Annotated in this window: 13 protein-coding genes; 8 read left to right on the top strand and 5 right to left on the bottom strand. The window is 56.9% G+C overall.

The features are described 5' to 3' along the window. Positions 1-20: 20 nt before the first annotated feature. The 7 genes from AM410_RS04530 to AM410_RS04500 all read left to right on the top strand — a co-directional run bounded on the left by AM410_RS04530 (position 21) and on the right by AM410_RS04500 (position 6,772). Positions 21-1,154 carry an amidohydrolase/deacetylase family metallohydrolase gene (locus tag AM410_RS04530; RefSeq protein WP_108647586.1) on the top strand — a complete coding sequence of 378 codons (1,134 nt, stop codon included), beginning with the start codon at positions 21-23 and terminating at the stop codon, positions 1,152-1,154. Next, positions 1,138-2,256, top strand: coding sequence for a DgaE family pyridoxal phosphate-dependent ammonia lyase (locus AM410_RS04525; RefSeq protein ID WP_104440427.1), 1,119 nt, complete (start codon positions 1,138-1,140; stop codon positions 2,254-2,256). The genes AM410_RS04530 and AM410_RS04525 overlap by 17 nt, the downstream gene beginning before the upstream one ends. Continuing rightward, the gene (gene dagF / locus AM410_RS04520; RefSeq protein WP_059306432.1) at positions 2,253-2,993 is read left to right on the top strand and encodes a 2-dehydro-3-deoxy-phosphogluconate aldolase; all 741 of its coding nucleotides are present in this window, start codon (positions 2,253-2,255) and stop codon (positions 2,991-2,993) included. The genes AM410_RS04525 and dagF overlap by 4 nt, the downstream gene beginning before the upstream one ends. A 118-nt stretch (positions 2,994-3,111) precedes the next feature. Next, the gene (locus AM410_RS04515) at positions 3,112-4,248 is read left to right on the top strand and encodes a lactonase family protein (protein ID WP_108647584.1); all 1,137 of its coding nucleotides are present in this window, start codon (positions 3,112-3,114) and stop codon (positions 4,246-4,248) included. A 19-nt stretch (positions 4,249-4,267) separates the two neighbouring features. Beyond that, positions 4,268-6,178: a BglG family transcription antiterminator gene (locus tag AM410_RS04510; protein ID WP_014168384.1), complete on the top strand. Its 1,911-nt coding sequence runs from the start codon at positions 4,268-4,270 to the stop codon at positions 6,176-6,178. Between the two features lie 77 nt (positions 6,179-6,255). Then, a complete protein-coding gene (locus tag AM410_RS04505; RefSeq protein WP_108647582.1) occupies positions 6,256-6,498 on the top strand; it encodes a type II toxin-antitoxin system RelB/DinJ family antitoxin in 243 nt (80 codons plus the stop codon). Next, on the top strand, positions 6,488-6,772 hold the full coding sequence (locus AM410_RS04500) for a type II toxin-antitoxin system RelE family toxin (RefSeq protein ID WP_108647580.1): 285 nt from the start codon (positions 6,488-6,490) through the stop codon (positions 6,770-6,772). Before AM410_RS04505 ends, AM410_RS04500 begins: the two co-directional genes overlap by 11 nt. Positions 6,773-6,775: 3 nt before the next feature. On the opposite strand, the gene nrdG is transcribed toward AM410_RS04500, so the two are convergent. From nrdG to AM410_RS04470, 5 genes are all read right to left on the bottom strand, one after another. After that, positions 6,776-7,240 carry an anaerobic ribonucleoside-triphosphate reductase-activating protein gene (gene nrdG, locus AM410_RS04495; RefSeq protein ID WP_059306428.1) on the bottom strand — a complete coding sequence of 155 codons (465 nt, stop codon included), beginning with the start codon at positions 7,238-7,240 and terminating at the stop codon, positions 6,776-6,778. A gap of 92 nt (positions 7,241-7,332) precedes the next feature. After that, positions 7,333-9,471 carry an anaerobic ribonucleoside-triphosphate reductase gene (gene nrdD / locus AM410_RS04490; protein WP_020885401.1) on the bottom strand — a complete coding sequence of 713 codons (2,139 nt, stop codon included), beginning with the start codon at positions 9,469-9,471 and terminating at the stop codon, positions 7,333-7,335. Between the two features lie 367 nt (positions 9,472-9,838). Further along, the gene (locus AM410_RS04480; RefSeq protein WP_108647578.1) at positions 9,839-10,411 is read right to left on the bottom strand and encodes a PTS sugar transporter subunit IIA; all 573 of its coding nucleotides are present in this window, start codon (positions 10,409-10,411) and stop codon (positions 9,839-9,841) included. Between the two features lies 1 nt (position 10,412). Next, positions 10,413-13,010, bottom strand: coding sequence for a glycoside hydrolase family 38 C-terminal domain-containing protein (locus tag AM410_RS04475; protein WP_108647577.1), 2,598 nt, complete (start codon positions 13,008-13,010; stop codon positions 10,413-10,415). A 10-nt stretch (positions 13,011-13,020) separates the two neighbouring features. Beyond that, positions 13,021-14,418 carry a PTS fructose transporter subunit IIC gene (locus AM410_RS04470; RefSeq protein WP_073397052.1) on the bottom strand — a complete coding sequence of 466 codons (1,398 nt, stop codon included), beginning with the start codon at positions 14,416-14,418 and terminating at the stop codon, positions 13,021-13,023. A gap of 179 nt (positions 14,419-14,597) precedes the next feature. On the opposite strand from AM410_RS04470, the gene AM410_RS04465 reads away from it, so the two are divergent. Continuing rightward, the gene (locus AM410_RS04465; protein ID WP_014168392.1) at positions 14,598-15,257 is read left to right on the top strand and encodes a MurR/RpiR family transcriptional regulator; all 660 of its coding nucleotides are present in this window, start codon (positions 14,598-14,600) and stop codon (positions 15,255-15,257) included. Position 15,258 lies beyond the last annotated feature (1 nt).

Below are 15,258 nucleotides of genomic sequence, written 5' to 3'. Positions count from 1 at the left end.
CGCCTTATCAGGAGATCCTCATGTTTGATTTACTCCTGCGCCGTGCGCGCCTCACCGACGATACCCTGACCGATATCGCCATTCAGGACGGAAAAATCGCGGCGCTGGGCGACATTACCGCGGCCGCCCGCAAAACGGTTGAGTTGAACGGTGAAGTGTTCGTCAGCGCAGGCTGGATTGACTCCCACGTTCACTGCTACCCGAACTCCCCTATTTATCACGACGAACCGGACAGCGTGGGCATCGCCACCGGCGTGACCTCAGTGGTGGATGCCGGCAGTACCGGCGCGGATGACGTGGACGATTTTTATGAAATCACCCGTAAAGCCTCAACCGATGTTTATGCCTTACTGAACATCTCCCGCGTGGGGCTGATTGCCCAGAACGAACTGGCCAATATGGCCAACATTGATGCGAAGGCCGTGAAGCAGGCCGTTACGCGCTACCCGGATTTTATCGTTGGCCTGAAAGCGCGCATGAGCAGCAGCGTGGTTGGCGAAAATGGCATTACGCCGCTTGAGCGCGCGAAAGCCATCCAGAAAGAGAACGGCGACCTGCCGCTGATGGTGCACATTGGCAACAACCCGCCCAACCTCGATGAAATTGCCGACCTGCTCAGCTCAGGCGACATCATCACCCACTGCTACAACGGCAAGCCGAACCGCATTCTGACGCCATCCGGTGAACTGCGTGCGTCTATCACCTCCGCCCTGAAACGCGGTGTGCGCCTGGACGTCGGGCACGGTACGGCGAGCTTTAGCTTTGAGGTGGCGAGACGCGCCATTGCGATGGGCATTTTGCCACACACCATCAGCTCGGATATTTACTGCCGCAACCGCATTAACGGCCCGGTAGGGTCGCTGGCAAGCGTGATGTCGAAGTTTCTCGCCATCGGCATGTCGCTGCCGCAGGTGATTGAGTGCGTCACCGCGAACGCCGCCGACGGGCTGCGTCTGACGCACAAAGGCCGTATTCAGCCAGGTCTTGATGCTGACCTGACGCTGTTCACGATAAAACGCCAGCCAACGCTGCTGGTGGATGCTGAAAATGACAGCCTGCAGGCTGAACACATTCTGGTGCCGCTTGCCGCCATCCGCGCAGGCAAGGGCTACATGACCGAACAAGGGAGCACGGAACATGCCTTCGATTTATGAGAAGTATCACTTAAAGCAAGTCATCAACACCTCAGGCCGTATGACGGCGCTGGGGGTTTCCACGCCGCGCCCGGACGTGGTGCAGGCGGCGATGGATGGCATGAATCACTATTTCGAGATGAAGGATCTGGTCAACAAAACCGGCGAATACATCGCGAAGCTGCTGGATGTGGAAGGGGCGACGGTGGTCTCCTGCGCGTCAGCGGGCATCGCCCAGTCCGTGGCGGCGGTGCTGGTCAAAGACAGCGACTGGCTGCTGGAGAACCTGCACGTCACTCCGATTGAGAACAACGAAATCGTGCTGCCGAAAGGCCATAACGTTAACTTTGGCGCACCGGTAGGCACCATGGTGGCGCTGGGCGGCGGCAAGCTGGTGGAAGCGGGCTACGCGAACGAATGCTCCGCCGATCAACTGGCGGCGGCCATCACGCCGCGTACCGCGGCCATTCTTTACATCAAGTCTCACCACTGCGTGCAGAAAAGCATGCTCAGCGTAGAGCAGGCGGCGGTGGTGGCGCGTAAGCACGATCTGCCGCTGATCGTGGATGCGGCCGCGGAAGAAGATCTTCACGTTTACTACCGCTCCGGTGCCGATCTGGTTATCTACAGCGGTGCGAAAGCGATTGAAGGGCCAACCAGCGGGCTGGTGATCGGCAAAACGCAGTATGTTGAGTGGGTGAAACGCCAGACGGCGGGGATTGGCCGCGCAATGAAAGTGGGTAAAGAGGGGATCCTCGGCCTCACCTGTGCCATCGAACACTACCTGACGGCGACCAAAGAGAGCGGCGAAGAGATGGTGGCGAAGATGACGCCCTTTATTGACGCGCTTAATACCCTTAACGGCGTGACGGCACGCGTGGTCTGGGACAGTGCCGGTCGCGATATCGCCCGTACCGAGATTAAGTTTGATGAAGCCACCACCGGTGTTGGCACCGGCGACCTGGTGACCGCGCTGAAGCAAGGCGAGTACGCCATTTACTTCCGTGGCTACAAGGCCAACGAAGGGATTATCGAAGCGGACGTGCGCAGCGTGAATGCCGATCAGCTGAACATTGTTTATCGCCGCATTAGTGAAGTGTTAGGACAGGAGAAAAAGGCATGAAACTGACCCCCAACTTTTACCGTGACCGCGTCTGCCTGAACGTGCTGGCAGGATCGAAAGCCAACGCCAGCGCCATTTACGAGGCGGCGGAAGGCCACGTGCTGGTGGGCGTGCTCTCCAAAAATTACCCGGATGTCGCCAGTGCGGTTGCCGATATGCGCGACTACGCTCAGCTTATCGATAATGCGCTCTCTGTGGGCCTCGGCGCAGGCGATCCGAACCAGTCCGGGATGGTCAGTGAGATCGCCCGTCAGGTGCAGCCGCAGCACGTTAACCAGGTGTTCACCGGCGTGGCAACCAGCCGTGCGCTGCTGGGGCAGAGTGAATCCGTGGTCAACGGCCTGGTCTCTCCGACCGGCACCGTTGGCAAGGTGAAAATCTCCACCGGTCCGCTGAGCAGCACGGCGCCGGACGGCATTGTGCCGGTTGAAACCGCGATTGCCCTGCTGAAAGATTTTGGCGGCAGCTCCATCAAATACTTCCCGATGGGAGGCCTGGCGTGTCGGGACGAATACCAGGCAGTGGCGGAAGCCTGCGCCCGTCACGATTTCTGGCTGGAGCCGACCGGTGGGATCGATCTGGAGAACTATGAAGCGATCCTGCAGATCGCCCTTGATGCGGGCGTGAGTAAAATCATTCCGCATATCTACAGCTCGATTATCGACAAAGCCAGCGGCGACACGCGTCCGGAAGATGTGCGTACGCTGCTGGAGATGACGAAGAAGCTGGCTAAGTAGTCTTTACCCCTCACCCCGGCCCTCTCCCCAAAGGGGAGAGGGTGTAATAGTCCCCTCTCCCCTTTGGGGAGAGGGTTAGGGTGAGGGGCACAAACCGCACAAAACCAAAGGAGCCACCATGCACACCCGCAATCTGCTCGTCGCTTCACTCTCGTTACTCGCTACCACCGCCATCGCCCAGACGCAGTACGCCTGGGTCGGGACGTACAACCCCAACGGCGAGGGGCTGTACCGCTTTACGGTCGATCCTCACACTGGTGCGCTGTCGAATAAAACGCTGGTCAGCACGCTGCCAAACGCCGCGCAGCTCACCGTCTCGCAGGATGGTAAGACGCTCTATCTGGCGAGCGAAGTGGAGCAGGGCGTGGTGCAGGCGCTGCGCGTGGGCGATAACGGCGAACTGAGCGAGCTTAATCAGGTGGCGTCCGGCGGAGCGGGGCCGGTCTATCTCTCCCTGACGCCAAAGGGTCACCACCTGCTGGTGGCGAACTACGTCAGCGGCTCGATTGCTGTTCTGCCCGTTAATGCAGACGGCAGTCTGGGGGAGGCCACGGACACGCACCAGGATCGGGGAGAGCCGGGCGCGGCGAAATCGGTGGCGGCGGTGGAAGGCAGTTTTGCCATTAGCGATCACAATGGCCCTCATGCGCACATGATCGCCGCCGATCCGCGCGGGAAATACGTTTTTTCTACCGATCTGGGTCTGGATCGTATCTACCAGTACCGTTTTGACGATCAAACAGGCAAGCTGACCCCGAACGATCCGCCGTTTATCAGTGCCTCCTCGAAAGGGGCCGGTCCGCGGCATTTCGTCTTTACGCCGAAAGGCGATGCGTTATGGCTGATTAACGAAGAGGCATCCACGCTCACGCACTATACGCTGGATGCCCGGGGCAGGCTGCAGGAGGGGAAAACCCTCTCCGCCCTGCCACACGGCTATAAAGGCACCAGCTTTGCCGCCGGGCTGGCGCTCAGTGCCGATGGCAAGCAGCTGTATGTGGCTAACCGTTTGCATAACAGCATCGGGCACTTTACCGTAACAGCGGATGGCACGCTGGCGCATCAGGACGATGTGTGGACGCGTGGTGATTACCCGCGCACCCTGACGCTCGACAAACAGGGGCGCTGGCTGTACATCATGAATCAGCGCAGCGACAACATTACCCGTTTTCGCGTGGCGCAGGACGGCAAGCTCAGCGCCGAGCCGGACTATACCCCGGTCGGCAGCCCATCCCAGATGGTCATTTCACCCTAAGCCGTAAGAGGACAACCCCGTGCGATTTCCGAACCAACGTTTAGCGCAACTTTTCGATCTGTTGCAAAACGAGACGCTGCCGCAGGACGAACTGGCGCAGCGGCTGTCGGTCTCCACGCGAACCGTCCGCGCTGATATCACCGCCCTGAACGCGCTGCTGGCGAGCCACGGTGCGCAGTTTATTCTCAGCCGCGGCAATGGCTATCAGCTCAAAATTGACGATGCAGAACGCTATCAGCAGCTTCAGTCCTCACACCCGCGCGCGCTGCGCATTCCCCGCACCGGGCCGGAGCGCGTGCACTATCTGGTGGTCCGTTTTCTTACCTCCGCGTTTTCGCTCAAGCTGGAGGATCTGGCGGATGAGTGGTTTGTCAGCCGTGCGACGCTGCAAAGTGACATGGTGGAAGTGCGCGAGTGGTTCCACCGCTACAACCTGACGCTGGAAACCCGACCGCGCCACGGCATGAAGCTGTTTGGCAGCGAGATGGCGACCCGCGCCTGTCTCACCGATCTGCTCTGGGAGCTGGCACAGCAGGATAGCCTGAACCCGCTGGTGACCGACGTTGCGCTCAATGCGGGGGTGGCGGAGCAGATGGTTCCCGTGCTGCACGATGCGCTGACGCGGCATCACATTCGTCTGACTGACGAGGGCGAGTTGTTCCTGCGCCTGTACTGTGCGGTGTCGGTGCGTCGCATCAGCGAGGGCTATCCGCTGCCGGAATTTCACGCAGAAGATGTGGCCGAGAATGTCCGTGAGGCGGCGAAAGACATCGCTGTGACCATTCAACAGCTGGCGGATAAAGCGCTTTCGCCTTCAGAAGAGAGCTGGCTCTGCGTTCACATCGCGGCACGCCAGATCCAGGAGATTGCCCCCAGTGCCATCAATGCCGATGACGACGAAGCGCTGGTCAATTACATCCTGCGCTACATCAATACCCACTATAACTACAACCTGCTCAGCGACGAGCAACTGCATGCGGATCTGCTCACCCACATCAAAACCATGATCACCCGCGTGCGCTATCAAATCATGATCCCGAATCCGCTTCTGGATAACATCAAGCAGCACTACCCGATGGCATGGGATATGACCCTCGCGGCAGTGTCGAGCTGGGGGAAATACACGCCGTATGTGATCAGCGAAAACGAGATCGGTTTCCTGGTACTGCATATCGGTGTCGGGCTGGAGCGCCACTACAACATCGGCTACCAGCGTCAGCCGCGCGTGCTGTTAGTTTGCGATGCCGGGAATGCGATGGTCCGGATGATTGAAGCGGTGTTGCAGCGCAAATATCCGCAGATTGAGGTGACCCGCACGCTCACGCTGCGCGAGTATGAGCTGGCGGAACCGATCGGCGAAGACTTTGTTATCTCGACCGCCCGGGTGAGCGAAAAGTCTAAACCGGTGGTGATGATCGCCCCGTTCCCGACGGACTACCAGCTTGAGCAGATAGGTAAGCTGGTGCTGGTGGACCGAACCCGCCCGTGGATGCTGGATAAATACTTCGATGCCGCCCATTTCCGCATTATCGACAGGCCGATTGACCAGCAAACGCTGTTCCGGGAGCTGTGCGAGCAGCTCGAAGAAGAGGGGTTTGTTGGCGCGGAGTTTCTGGATTCGGTCGTGGAGCGAGAGGCCATCGTCAGCACCATGCTGGGCGACGGCATTGCGCTACCGCACTCCCTCGGGCTACTGGCACAAAAAACGGTGGTTTACACCGTGCTGGCACCGCAGGGTATTGCCTGGGGGGATGAAACTGCCCACGTGATTTTCCTGCTCGCCATTAGCAAGCGCGAGTACGAAGAGGCGATGGCGATTTACGATATTTTCGTGACTTTCCTGCGTGAGCGCGCCATGTCACGGCTGTGCAGTTGCAATGATTTCGCCGGGTTTAAAGCGGTGGCGATGGAGAGTGTGAGCCGGTTTTGAGAGACGTTATCCAGAATTCGATGTAATGCAAATGTAATGCTAAGATGCATTACACATTCGATTTCACTGGAGGCATAATGGCCACGCTGAACGTCCGTCTGGATGACAAACTCAAAAACGAGGCTTATGCCGTGCTTGAAAAACTCAATATCACGCCAACGGAAGCCGTTCGGTTACTGTTTCAGTACGTTGCGGAGACGGGGCGTATGCCGGTGAAAACGGTCACTGTTAGCGACAGTGAAGATGAACTCATACAGACAGTCCGGGAGCGGCTGGCTAATCCGCAAAAAGGAATTAAGGTTAGGCTGGATGAGTTATGAACTCGTATTTGATCCGAGGGCGTTCAAGGAGTGGACCAGGCTGGGTGATACCGTAAAAAATCAGTTTAAGAAGAAGCTTGCGAACGTGTTGGTGAACCCCAGGGTTGAATCGGCTCGCCTGCATGGCCTGCCTGATTGCGACAAGATAAAACTCAGATCCCAGGGTTATCGTTTGGTCTATCAGGTTCAGGACAACGTTGTGACGGTATGTGTTATTGCTATCGGTAAGAGAGAGAAATCAGCCTTTTATCATGACGTAAACAAACGGCTTTAGCGATCACCGCAAATGATGCACAACCTGGTTGCTGCTGCCGCGCCAGATCAGCGCAGGGTCTTTTAAATCCTGCACAAACTTGCCGTCAACCAGCACGTTAATCAAATCCACCACTTCCCTCTGTTCAGCATTCAGTTCTTCGAGCTTATAACCCGTCCAGACCCAGATATCCTTGCCTGCACATTCGCGGCGAATGCGTTTTATCAGCTTCAGAATGTCCGGCACGTTTTGCGGGTGAAGCGGGTCGCCACCGGAGAGTGAAATCCCCTGGCGATGAATGCGCGTGTCGTTGAGATCGTGGATGATCCGCTCTTCCATCTCTGCGGTGAACGGCAGGCCTGAATTCAGGCGCCAGGTGCTTTTGTTGTAACAGCCGGGGCATTCATGGACGCAGCCTGAGACAAACAGGGTGCAACGTGTACCGGGACCGTTGACGATGTCGACGGGGTAGTATTGATGATATCGCATAAGAAGATGTCCAGAGTGTGTGCGCGCGGGTGCCCTCACCCCAGCCCTCTCCCACCGGGAGAGGGGTAGGGTGAGGGGAAACCCCCGACGCCTTAACCGATCTGCCCATTCCCCAAATGCTTCACGCGTCGCTTAACCTCTTCCTGCTTACCGGCATTAAACGGACGCGCATCGGGACTTCCGAGATAGCCACACACGCGGCGGGTCACCGAGACGCGAGCCGCATCGTGGTTACCGCATTTCGGGCAGGTGAAGCCTTTGCTGGTGCACTCAAACTCACCGGTAAAGCCACACTCGTAGCACTCGTCAATCGGGGTGTTGGTCCCGTAATACGGCACGTGCTGATAGCTGTAATCCCAGACATCTTCCAGCGCCTTCAGGTTGTGCTGAATGTTCGGATACTCGCCGTAGCAGATGAAGCCACCGTTCGCGACGGGCGGATACGCGGCTTCAAAGTCGATCTTGTCGTAAGGGTTCACCTTCTTCTCCACGTCGAGGTGGAAGCTGTTGGTGTAGTACCCTTTGTCGGTTACCCCTTCGACAATGCCAAATTCAGCGGTATCCAGGCGGCAGAAACGGTCACACAGGTTTTCACTCGGGGTGCTGTACAGGCTGAAGCCGTAGCCGGTTTCGTCTTTCCACTGGTCAACCGCATCGCGCAGGCGCTGAACAATGGCGACACCTTTTTCACGCAGGGCGTCGCTGTCATACATGTGCTGGTTGCCGAACAGCGCGTTGATCGTTTCATGAATACCGATGTAGCCCAGAGAAATCGACGCGCGACCATTTTTGAAGATCTCCGACACGTCATCGTCCGCCTTCAGGCGCACGCCGCAGGCCCCTTCCATATACAGGATGGGCGCAACGCGGGCTTTCACCCCTTCCAGACGCGCGATACGGGTCATGAGGGCCTTTCGTGCGAGCTGCAGACGTTCGTCCAGTAGCGCCCAGAAGGCCGCTTCGTCGCCTTTGGCTTCGAGGGCGATACGCGGCAGGTTGAGGCTGATCACGCCGAGGTTGTTACGGCCGTCGTGAACCTGTTCGCCGTTTTCGTCTTCATACACGCCGAGGAAGCTGCGGCAGCCCATTGGCGTTTTAAACGAGCCGGTCACTTTGACCACCTGGTCGTAGTTCAGGATGTCCGGGTACATGCGCTTGCTCGCACACTCCAGCGCCAGCTGTTTGATGTCGTAGTTAGGATCGCCAAACTTGTGGTTCAGGCCGTCGCGGATAGCGAACACCAGTTTCGGGAACACCGCTGTCTTACGGTTTTTACCAAGCCCGGAGATACGGTTGCGCAGGATAGATTGCTGAATCAGGCGTGATTCCCAGCTGGTACCCAGACCAAAACCGAAGGTCACAAACGGCGTCTGACCGTTGGCGGTATGCAGGGTGTTCACCTCGTATTCCAGCGACTGGAACGCGTCGTAGCACTCTTTTTCGGTACGGGAGTGCGCGTAGCCCTCGGCGTCCGGGATTTGCCACTCTTCAGCGGTTTGACGGTGTTTATTGAAGCTTGCCGTGACGAACGGTGCCAGTACTTCATCAATGCGGTTAATGGTGGTGCCGCCGTAAATATGGCTGGCGACCTGAGCGATAATCTGCGCCGTGACCGCAGTGGCCGTGGAGATCGATTTTGGCGGCTCAATCTCGGCATTACCCATTTTAAAACCGTGGGTCAGCATGCCTTTCAGGTCGATGAGCATGCAGTTGAACATCGGGAAGAAGGGCGAGTAATCGAGATCGTGGTAGTGGATCTCACCGCGCTCATGCGCCGAGACCACGTCGCGCGGCAGCAGGTGCTGACGGGCATAGTGTTTGGCAACAATGCCGGCCAGCAGGTCGCGCTGGGTGGGGATCACTTTGCTGTCTTTGTTGGCATTTTCATTCAGCAGGGCGGAGTTGGTCTGCTCCACCAGGCCACGAATCTCCTGATTAAGACGACCGCGTTTCTCACGCTGAACGTCCCGATCGTGGCGGTATTCGATATAGGCGCGGGCTAACTGCTTGTAGGGGCCCGCCATCAGCTGGTTTTCAACCGCGGTCTGGATCTCATTGATATCGACCTGGCTGCGTTCGTTCATCTGGCTGCTAACGACTTCTGCGACGGTGGCGCAGTAATCTGCGTCATCGACACCCGCTGCTTTAGCTGCACGCAGAATGGCTTCCTGGATGCGCTCTGATTTAAACGGCACTTTACAGCCATCACGTTTCATCACATGCGGTGTCATGATCACTCCATTTTTAAAAACAGGTTATCCACAAAGGTGGAGAAGTGTTCACCGGGCGTATTGTCAGCCAGGCCAGAGACTTCCCACGTTCCCAACGCGTGTTATCCACAATTCCGGAGAGCTGAGTCGCCGTCTTGTTGTTGGAATAGTAGACGATAAATACAATATGTTGGGTCGGCGTGCATTTTAAGTGCTACATATAGTGATTTGCATCAAACATGTTTGCGATTTATTTGATTCAGAACAAAGTAAAAAGACGAGAGTACAAACGACGGGCACTCCAGCGTTTGTAAAGACGAGAGGGAAAATTCTGATTAATTATTCAACAAAAACAAGCGCTCAGCAGCATGTGCCGAGCGCCAGTCGGTTAACTCACCCCGCATGCCCAGTTCAGTCCGGCCTGGAGAAAGGCTGCCGCCGCAATACCCCCCAGTATCAGCGGGATAACAAGTGAGCGCCCGGGTTCGGCGTCCGCGTTTTGTGGCATTTCTCTGCGCAACGCGGACAGCGCTTCTTCGCCGGTGCGCGCCGCCAGAAGCGCGTTACGCACGCGCTCTTCCGCCAGCGAACTGGTCAGCGCCGTCAGCAGCTGCATATGCGTACTGCCGGCCTCGGCGTGCGGAATGGCGAGCAGAAAAACCATCCTGACCGCTTCATCGCCTTCCAGCCCCGGCCAGATAACCGGCTCATCAAAAAGCGCCAGGCAAAACGCCGCCTTCTGCACCGCGTCTGATTTACCGTGCGGAACGGCCAGCGCTTCGCCCAGCGCGGTGGGACCTTCACTTTCGCGGTGTAAGACGCTCTGGATAAAGGCGTCTTTATCGGTGATGACGTTTCGCCCGACAAGCGGTTCGGAGAGCCAGCGGATCAGCGCTTCAGGCGTGCGGCAGGGTGGGTTAATAAACACCAGTTCGGGGTGCGTGAGTTCAAGCAAGTTCATGTTAAGCCTCAATCAAAAAATCACAGGTCGCAGAAGGGGGGATCATCGTCACCGATGGTACGTGTTCTTCCAGATAATTGAGCTGGGGACGCTCTGCCAGGCCAGCCGGAACAGGGACAGGCTGCGTCCCGGCGTTGAACACGCGGGCGATCGTGCCAGGCGATTGTTGTGCATGGGGCAGGGCAGAAAGAACGAGCGGTTCCGGTAAGGCGAATAACGAAAATTCTGCCGGCAGCGTGCGTTCGGGCAGGCGCAGCGAAAAACGCTCAAGCCGGTTATCGAGGGTATGCAGCGTTTGCCGTTGATAGGTGAAGGGGTGACCCGTCGCCTGATTCTCCAGCTGGCGCAGCGTCAGATGGTCTGCGTTATCGGCCAGCGCCACGGTGAAGGAAAAGTGCAGCGGTTTGAGCAGCTGCGCATCGGGCGTGTCGACCACCGTATTGTTAATGCCAGACGCCCGGCCAGGTCGCCAGTCAAGATCGCTGCGCCCCAGTACGCCGGTTGATTTGAATAAGGTCAGGGCAATGACTGCCGGATCGCTTCCAATAACCTGAAACTCTTTCATGCCGCGGCTATTCACGACCAGCGCTTTGCCCGCTTGCGCGATAGCGATAATGCCCTCGCTGGTTTCGATGTCCACGGGTTTCTCACGATAGCGCTCCTGCCAGTGAGTATCGTCGTACCCCGTTTCGCGCTCGATTATCGAGAACGGCTGCGAGGCGAGGGAGTGACGGGTGCAAATATCGCTGTTGATCAGTAAACGCAGCCGGTGATCGCAGTGGCTGTTTACCAGCGAGCTATCGACATGCAGGTTCGGATCGTCGTGACGTAATTCGCACACTATGCGCATTGATAACGGCGTGCGGGTATTTTCCCGGCGTCCAGCGAGATCCGGCGGCAGCGACATGACCGCCTCAAGCACTATCGTTTGGCAAAGAGGGGTTTTGCTGCAGTCGATCAGCGTGAAATGCGCGCAGCGCGTCGGTTCATCGCCCGCGAGCGGCGAGAAATCATAGCTGTCTCCGGCATTCGCGCAGTCTTCAAGACTGAATAACGACGTGATGCGCCTGGCGTTGCGTTTGTCTTCAAGCACCAGCGTACCGCCCTCCAGCGTCAGTCGATAAACCGTATTCTCTATCGCCTCTCCTTTCGCGGCGCAGGTCCTGGCAAACGGAGCCGGTGTGTCTGTTACGTTGACGGTGATATAGCCCACCGGCGGCAGGAGAGGCGTCTGCAGAACAACATGCCAGCGGAAATAAGGCGGAAGGTGTGTTTCGCGTTCGCCCTCACAGGTGAGGGTGATGGCCGTTCCTCCGGGTAACGTCTCGCGTTCCAGAACGTCGAAGGGCAGCGGCTGGCCCTGATACGTCAGGGTGATATTGTCGGCCCGACTGTACAGGGTGGTGTGGATCACGCAGCGGGTCGGGGTGGCCAGCGGGTTGAAAATGAGCAGGTCACCCTCCTGACAGCATGCGGCGGCCAGTGACTTCACCACCAGATTCCACAGGCTGTGACAAAGCTGCTCTGTCTGCTCGAGCCGATGAAGAATATCGCGGTTAGTGGCATCGCTGTTGCAGCCGCCCATGGAGTCGTGGGCATGGCTTCGCAGAAGCTTCTTCCAGAGGGTGTCCACAATCGGGAGCGTGACCGGAATGCCCTGATGACGCGCCATGGCGATAGTGGGCTCCAGCTGTCGCAGGATGAACTGCTCGATGTCGGCATTTTTCTTTTTGATATCGTAACGCACAGACCCGATCGTTTTGTGAATGCGGGTGTAGCGCGGCGATTTCAGCTCACCTTCCCATAACGCCAGCTGTTCCCGTTTTGTGCGCAGCAGTGCGACGTACTGCTCCAGCGAGCTGAGGACGTAACGGTCCTGCGTGGGAGAGTGCGCGCTGGCAGCCTGCAGGATATGCGGCAGCGCCGGGTCGATGCTCACCTGATCGCCGCCGCAGGGCAGGAGCAGGTCGTCAATCTGCGACCGTGAACGCAGCAGATCCACCATCGGGTAGATCTTGCCGTGCAGATGGCTTGCCTCCGCGCGCATGTTCTTGGCCGCACCATACCCCAGCGCCATTGCACAGGCGATGATGGTTGCACCTGACGGCGCGCGCCAGAGAAACTGGCTGTTTTTGGCCTGAGTGTCGTGGTCGATACCGCGCCAGAAAACGATATTATCGATATTGCAGCCCTGCAAAATCGTGGGCATCTGCGCGTTATGCCCAAAGGTATCCGGCAGATAACCGACCTGCATGGCATGCCCCAGCGCCCGAGCGGCGAAAATGCCGTACTTGAGGTTGCGGATAATCGATTCGCCGTGAACGTTGTAGGTATCCGTCTGGGTGAACCACGGCCCGACAAACACGCTTTTCTCCCGGACCAGTTTTTCCAGCCGGGGCCGGTAATCGGGATTGATGGCGAGAAAGTCATCCACCACCGCCATCTGCCCGTCAAGGTGATAGCACTGCCAGGCCGGGTCCTGCTCCAGCGTCTCGATGACCTCCGCAAAGTTGTATGACGCCAGCACCATGCTGTCCTGGCGGGTGAAATACCACTCCTGATCCCAGTGGGTATGGGCTATGACGTGGATCTGGCTCATTGCGCTCTCCTTATCTGGCGTTCTTTGGGCTGAGATAAAGCACGCCCAGGGCGCAAATCAGTGCGCCAATAAAGACGCTTGCCAGGTACCCGACCACATTGGTCGCCAGCGGCCAGCCCCAGATAGCCGGCAGGGGCAACGTCTGCTTCACGCCGAGGGCAATCGCCACCAGCGCACCCGCGACGGCTCCTGTCATGAACACGGGGATCAGGCGTGGGTTTTTCAGAATGAACGGGATAGCGCCTTCTGAAATACCGATAAAGCCCAGCAATAACGAAGTGCTGCCAACGGTTTTCTCTTCACGGCTGAACACATCCGGCAGGCCAAAACGCCCATTGAGGAACGCGGCGAGGCCTACCCCAATAGAAGGAATCACGATGGAGAGCTCGCGGGCGGTTAAATCAAATGTCTCGCTCATGCCGTTCAGGCCAAGCGCGACTGATCCTGCCGCCTTGTTGACCGGGCCGCCGAGATCGAACGCGGTACCCGCGGCGATCATGGCCGAATAGAAGCCGCGTCCGGTATCACCCGCCGAGGTAAAAAAGACCACCATCAGCTGGTTAAGCGAACCAAAAATCGGGTTGATCAGATATTCCATTACCATCACCAGCGTAATACCGGTGATCAGCGGAACGACCAGCATGGTTTTAAGGGTGGTAAGCTGCTGTCGGACGTGAATTGCATCATTCAGCCAGCGCACCAGATAGCCGACAAAAAAGCCGATGCCAATTGCGCCGAAAAAGCCGGAGGGCATAAAGCCTTCAATATCAAAGAAGCGTTTGTAGACCTCATCTGACATGATGCCGCCGATCAGTCCGGGGATCAGCGCCGGTTTACCGGCAATGGAAAAGGCCAGATACATCGCAAAGACCGGGTACATGAACTTGATGGTCATAAAGCCCATTTTATCCAGCACGCTGAACGGCGAATGCTCAATGTTAATAAACTGCCCGGTAATTTTGGCCGTCGCCATCATCAGGCCGCCCATCACCACGACCGGTAACATATAGCTGATGGCCGCCATGATATGGCCGATAAAAATCTGGTAAGTCGAACGCTGAATGGCGTCTTCATACGTCACAGTGGTGACGTTTTTCTGCATGGCCAGCGCCTGACGCAGGTAGCGGTCGGTATTTTTAATCAGCTCCTGCGTGCGGGTCTGAAGGTGAGGAACGTGTTCAAAACGTTCTGCGTCCTGAATGGGAACGTCGGTTGCAAGAATAATGGCCGTGGCGGAGGCAATATCCTGTTTCGTTAATCTGTTTTTTACGCCGTCGCTGCCCTGCGTTTCGACCTTGACCTCAATATTATGCGCTTTTGCCCATGCAATAATTTTACTTGCCGCCATAAACGTGTGCGCGATCCCTGTAGGACAAGCCGTTACAGCGATAATTTTTTGATTCATCATTGTAATAATTCCCTGGGTGTGAAAATAGCGAAAGTATAAAGAGAACTTAAAACAGTGTTTAAGGTTTGCTAATACTAATTACGTATCGTCATACGCTATGTTGCAATATGTGAAGCGCCTTCCAGAGACTATTTCGCTATTCTGCTAATATCCTGTTAGGTTTTAACAGGACGTAATAAATGAATTCATTTCAGGGAAGTGAACGGTTGATATTTGAATACATTCAGCACCACGCACGCAATATTTCTGATATATCGGCAAAAGAGATTGCGCGTGATACTTTTACGACAACCACCTCGGTGAATCGCGTCTGTAAGAAAATGGGCTATAAAAGTTATACCGAGCTTCGCTATCGGTTTTTACGCGACCATTTTACGTCTGTCCCTGCCGAGCCTGCGATGGGGCCGCAGGCAGACGATATCGTGGTGGACGTGTCCCGGTTACTGACCCATTCCAGCCATATCTATTTATATGCACGCGGGGCGTCTCTCACCAGCCTCAACTACCTGTCGCGTTTTTTGTCACTGGCGAGCCTGCCGCACCTGATTCTGAATGATATGCACCAGTTGACCCGGGTATCGAAGGGCACGCTGGTGTTGATCAGTAAATCCGGGGAGACGCAGTCGCTGATTGAAATGGCGCGTAACGCGCTGCGTAAAGGGCTAAAGATTATTGCGATTACCCGTCAGGGTTCGACGCTGGCCGGGCTTTCGACTCTGTGCTGGCCGTTGTCGATTGATATGAATGCCGTCTCGTTATACCAGCGAGAGGGACAGCTGGACCTGTTAAGCGCCGTCGATCGTATCGGCTGCAGGCTTCTGCAGCACGATACGGAGTAGG

This window comes from Enterobacter cloacae complex sp. FDA-CDC-AR_0164 (genome assembly GCF_003071645.1).
GTDB classification, from domain to species: domain Bacteria; phylum Pseudomonadota; class Gammaproteobacteria; order Enterobacterales; family Enterobacteriaceae; genus Enterobacter; species Enterobacter ludwigii.
This window is presented reverse-complemented; position numbering and strand designations above follow the sequence as displayed.

Excerpts from the sequence above, each read along its gene's own strand:
- AM410_RS04530 (WP_108647586.1), top strand. The coding sequence starts at position 21 with ATGTTTGATTTACTCCTGCGCCGTGCGCGCCTCACCGACGATACCCTG.
- AM410_RS04525 (WP_104440427.1), top strand. The coding sequence starts at position 1,138 with ATGCCTTCGATTTATGAGAAGTATCACTTAAAGCAAGTCATCAACACC.
- dagF (WP_059306432.1), top strand. The coding sequence starts at position 2,253 with ATGAAACTGACCCCCAACTTTTACCGTGACCGCGTCTGCCTGAACGTG.
- AM410_RS04515 (WP_108647584.1), top strand. The coding sequence starts at position 3,112 with ATGCACACCCGCAATCTGCTCGTCGCTTCACTCTCGTTACTCGCTACC.
- AM410_RS04505 (WP_108647582.1), top strand. The coding sequence starts at position 6,256 with ATGGCCACGCTGAACGTCCGTCTGGATGACAAACTCAAAAACGAGGCT.
- AM410_RS04500 (WP_108647580.1), top strand. The coding sequence starts at position 6,488 with ATGAGTTATGAACTCGTATTTGATCCGAGGGCGTTCAAGGAGTGGACC.
- nrdG (WP_059306428.1), bottom strand. The coding sequence starts at position 7,240 with ATGCGATATCATCAATACTACCCCGTCGACATCGTCAACGGTCCCGGT.
- nrdD (WP_020885401.1), bottom strand. The coding sequence starts at position 9,471 with ATGACACCGCATGTGATGAAACGTGATGGCTGTAAAGTGCCGTTTAAA.
- AM410_RS04480 (WP_108647578.1), bottom strand. The coding sequence starts at position 10,411 with ATGAACTTGCTTGAACTCACGCACCCCGAACTGGTGTTTATTAACCCA.
- AM410_RS04475 (WP_108647577.1), bottom strand. The coding sequence starts at position 13,010 with ATGAGCCAGATCCACGTCATAGCCCATACCCACTGGGATCAGGAGTGG.
- AM410_RS04470 (WP_073397052.1), bottom strand. The coding sequence starts at position 14,418 with ATGATGAATCAAAAAATTATCGCTGTAACGGCTTGTCCTACAGGGATC.
- AM410_RS04465 (WP_014168392.1), top strand. The coding sequence starts at position 14,598 with ATGAATTCATTTCAGGGAAGTGAACGGTTGATATTTGAATACATTCAG.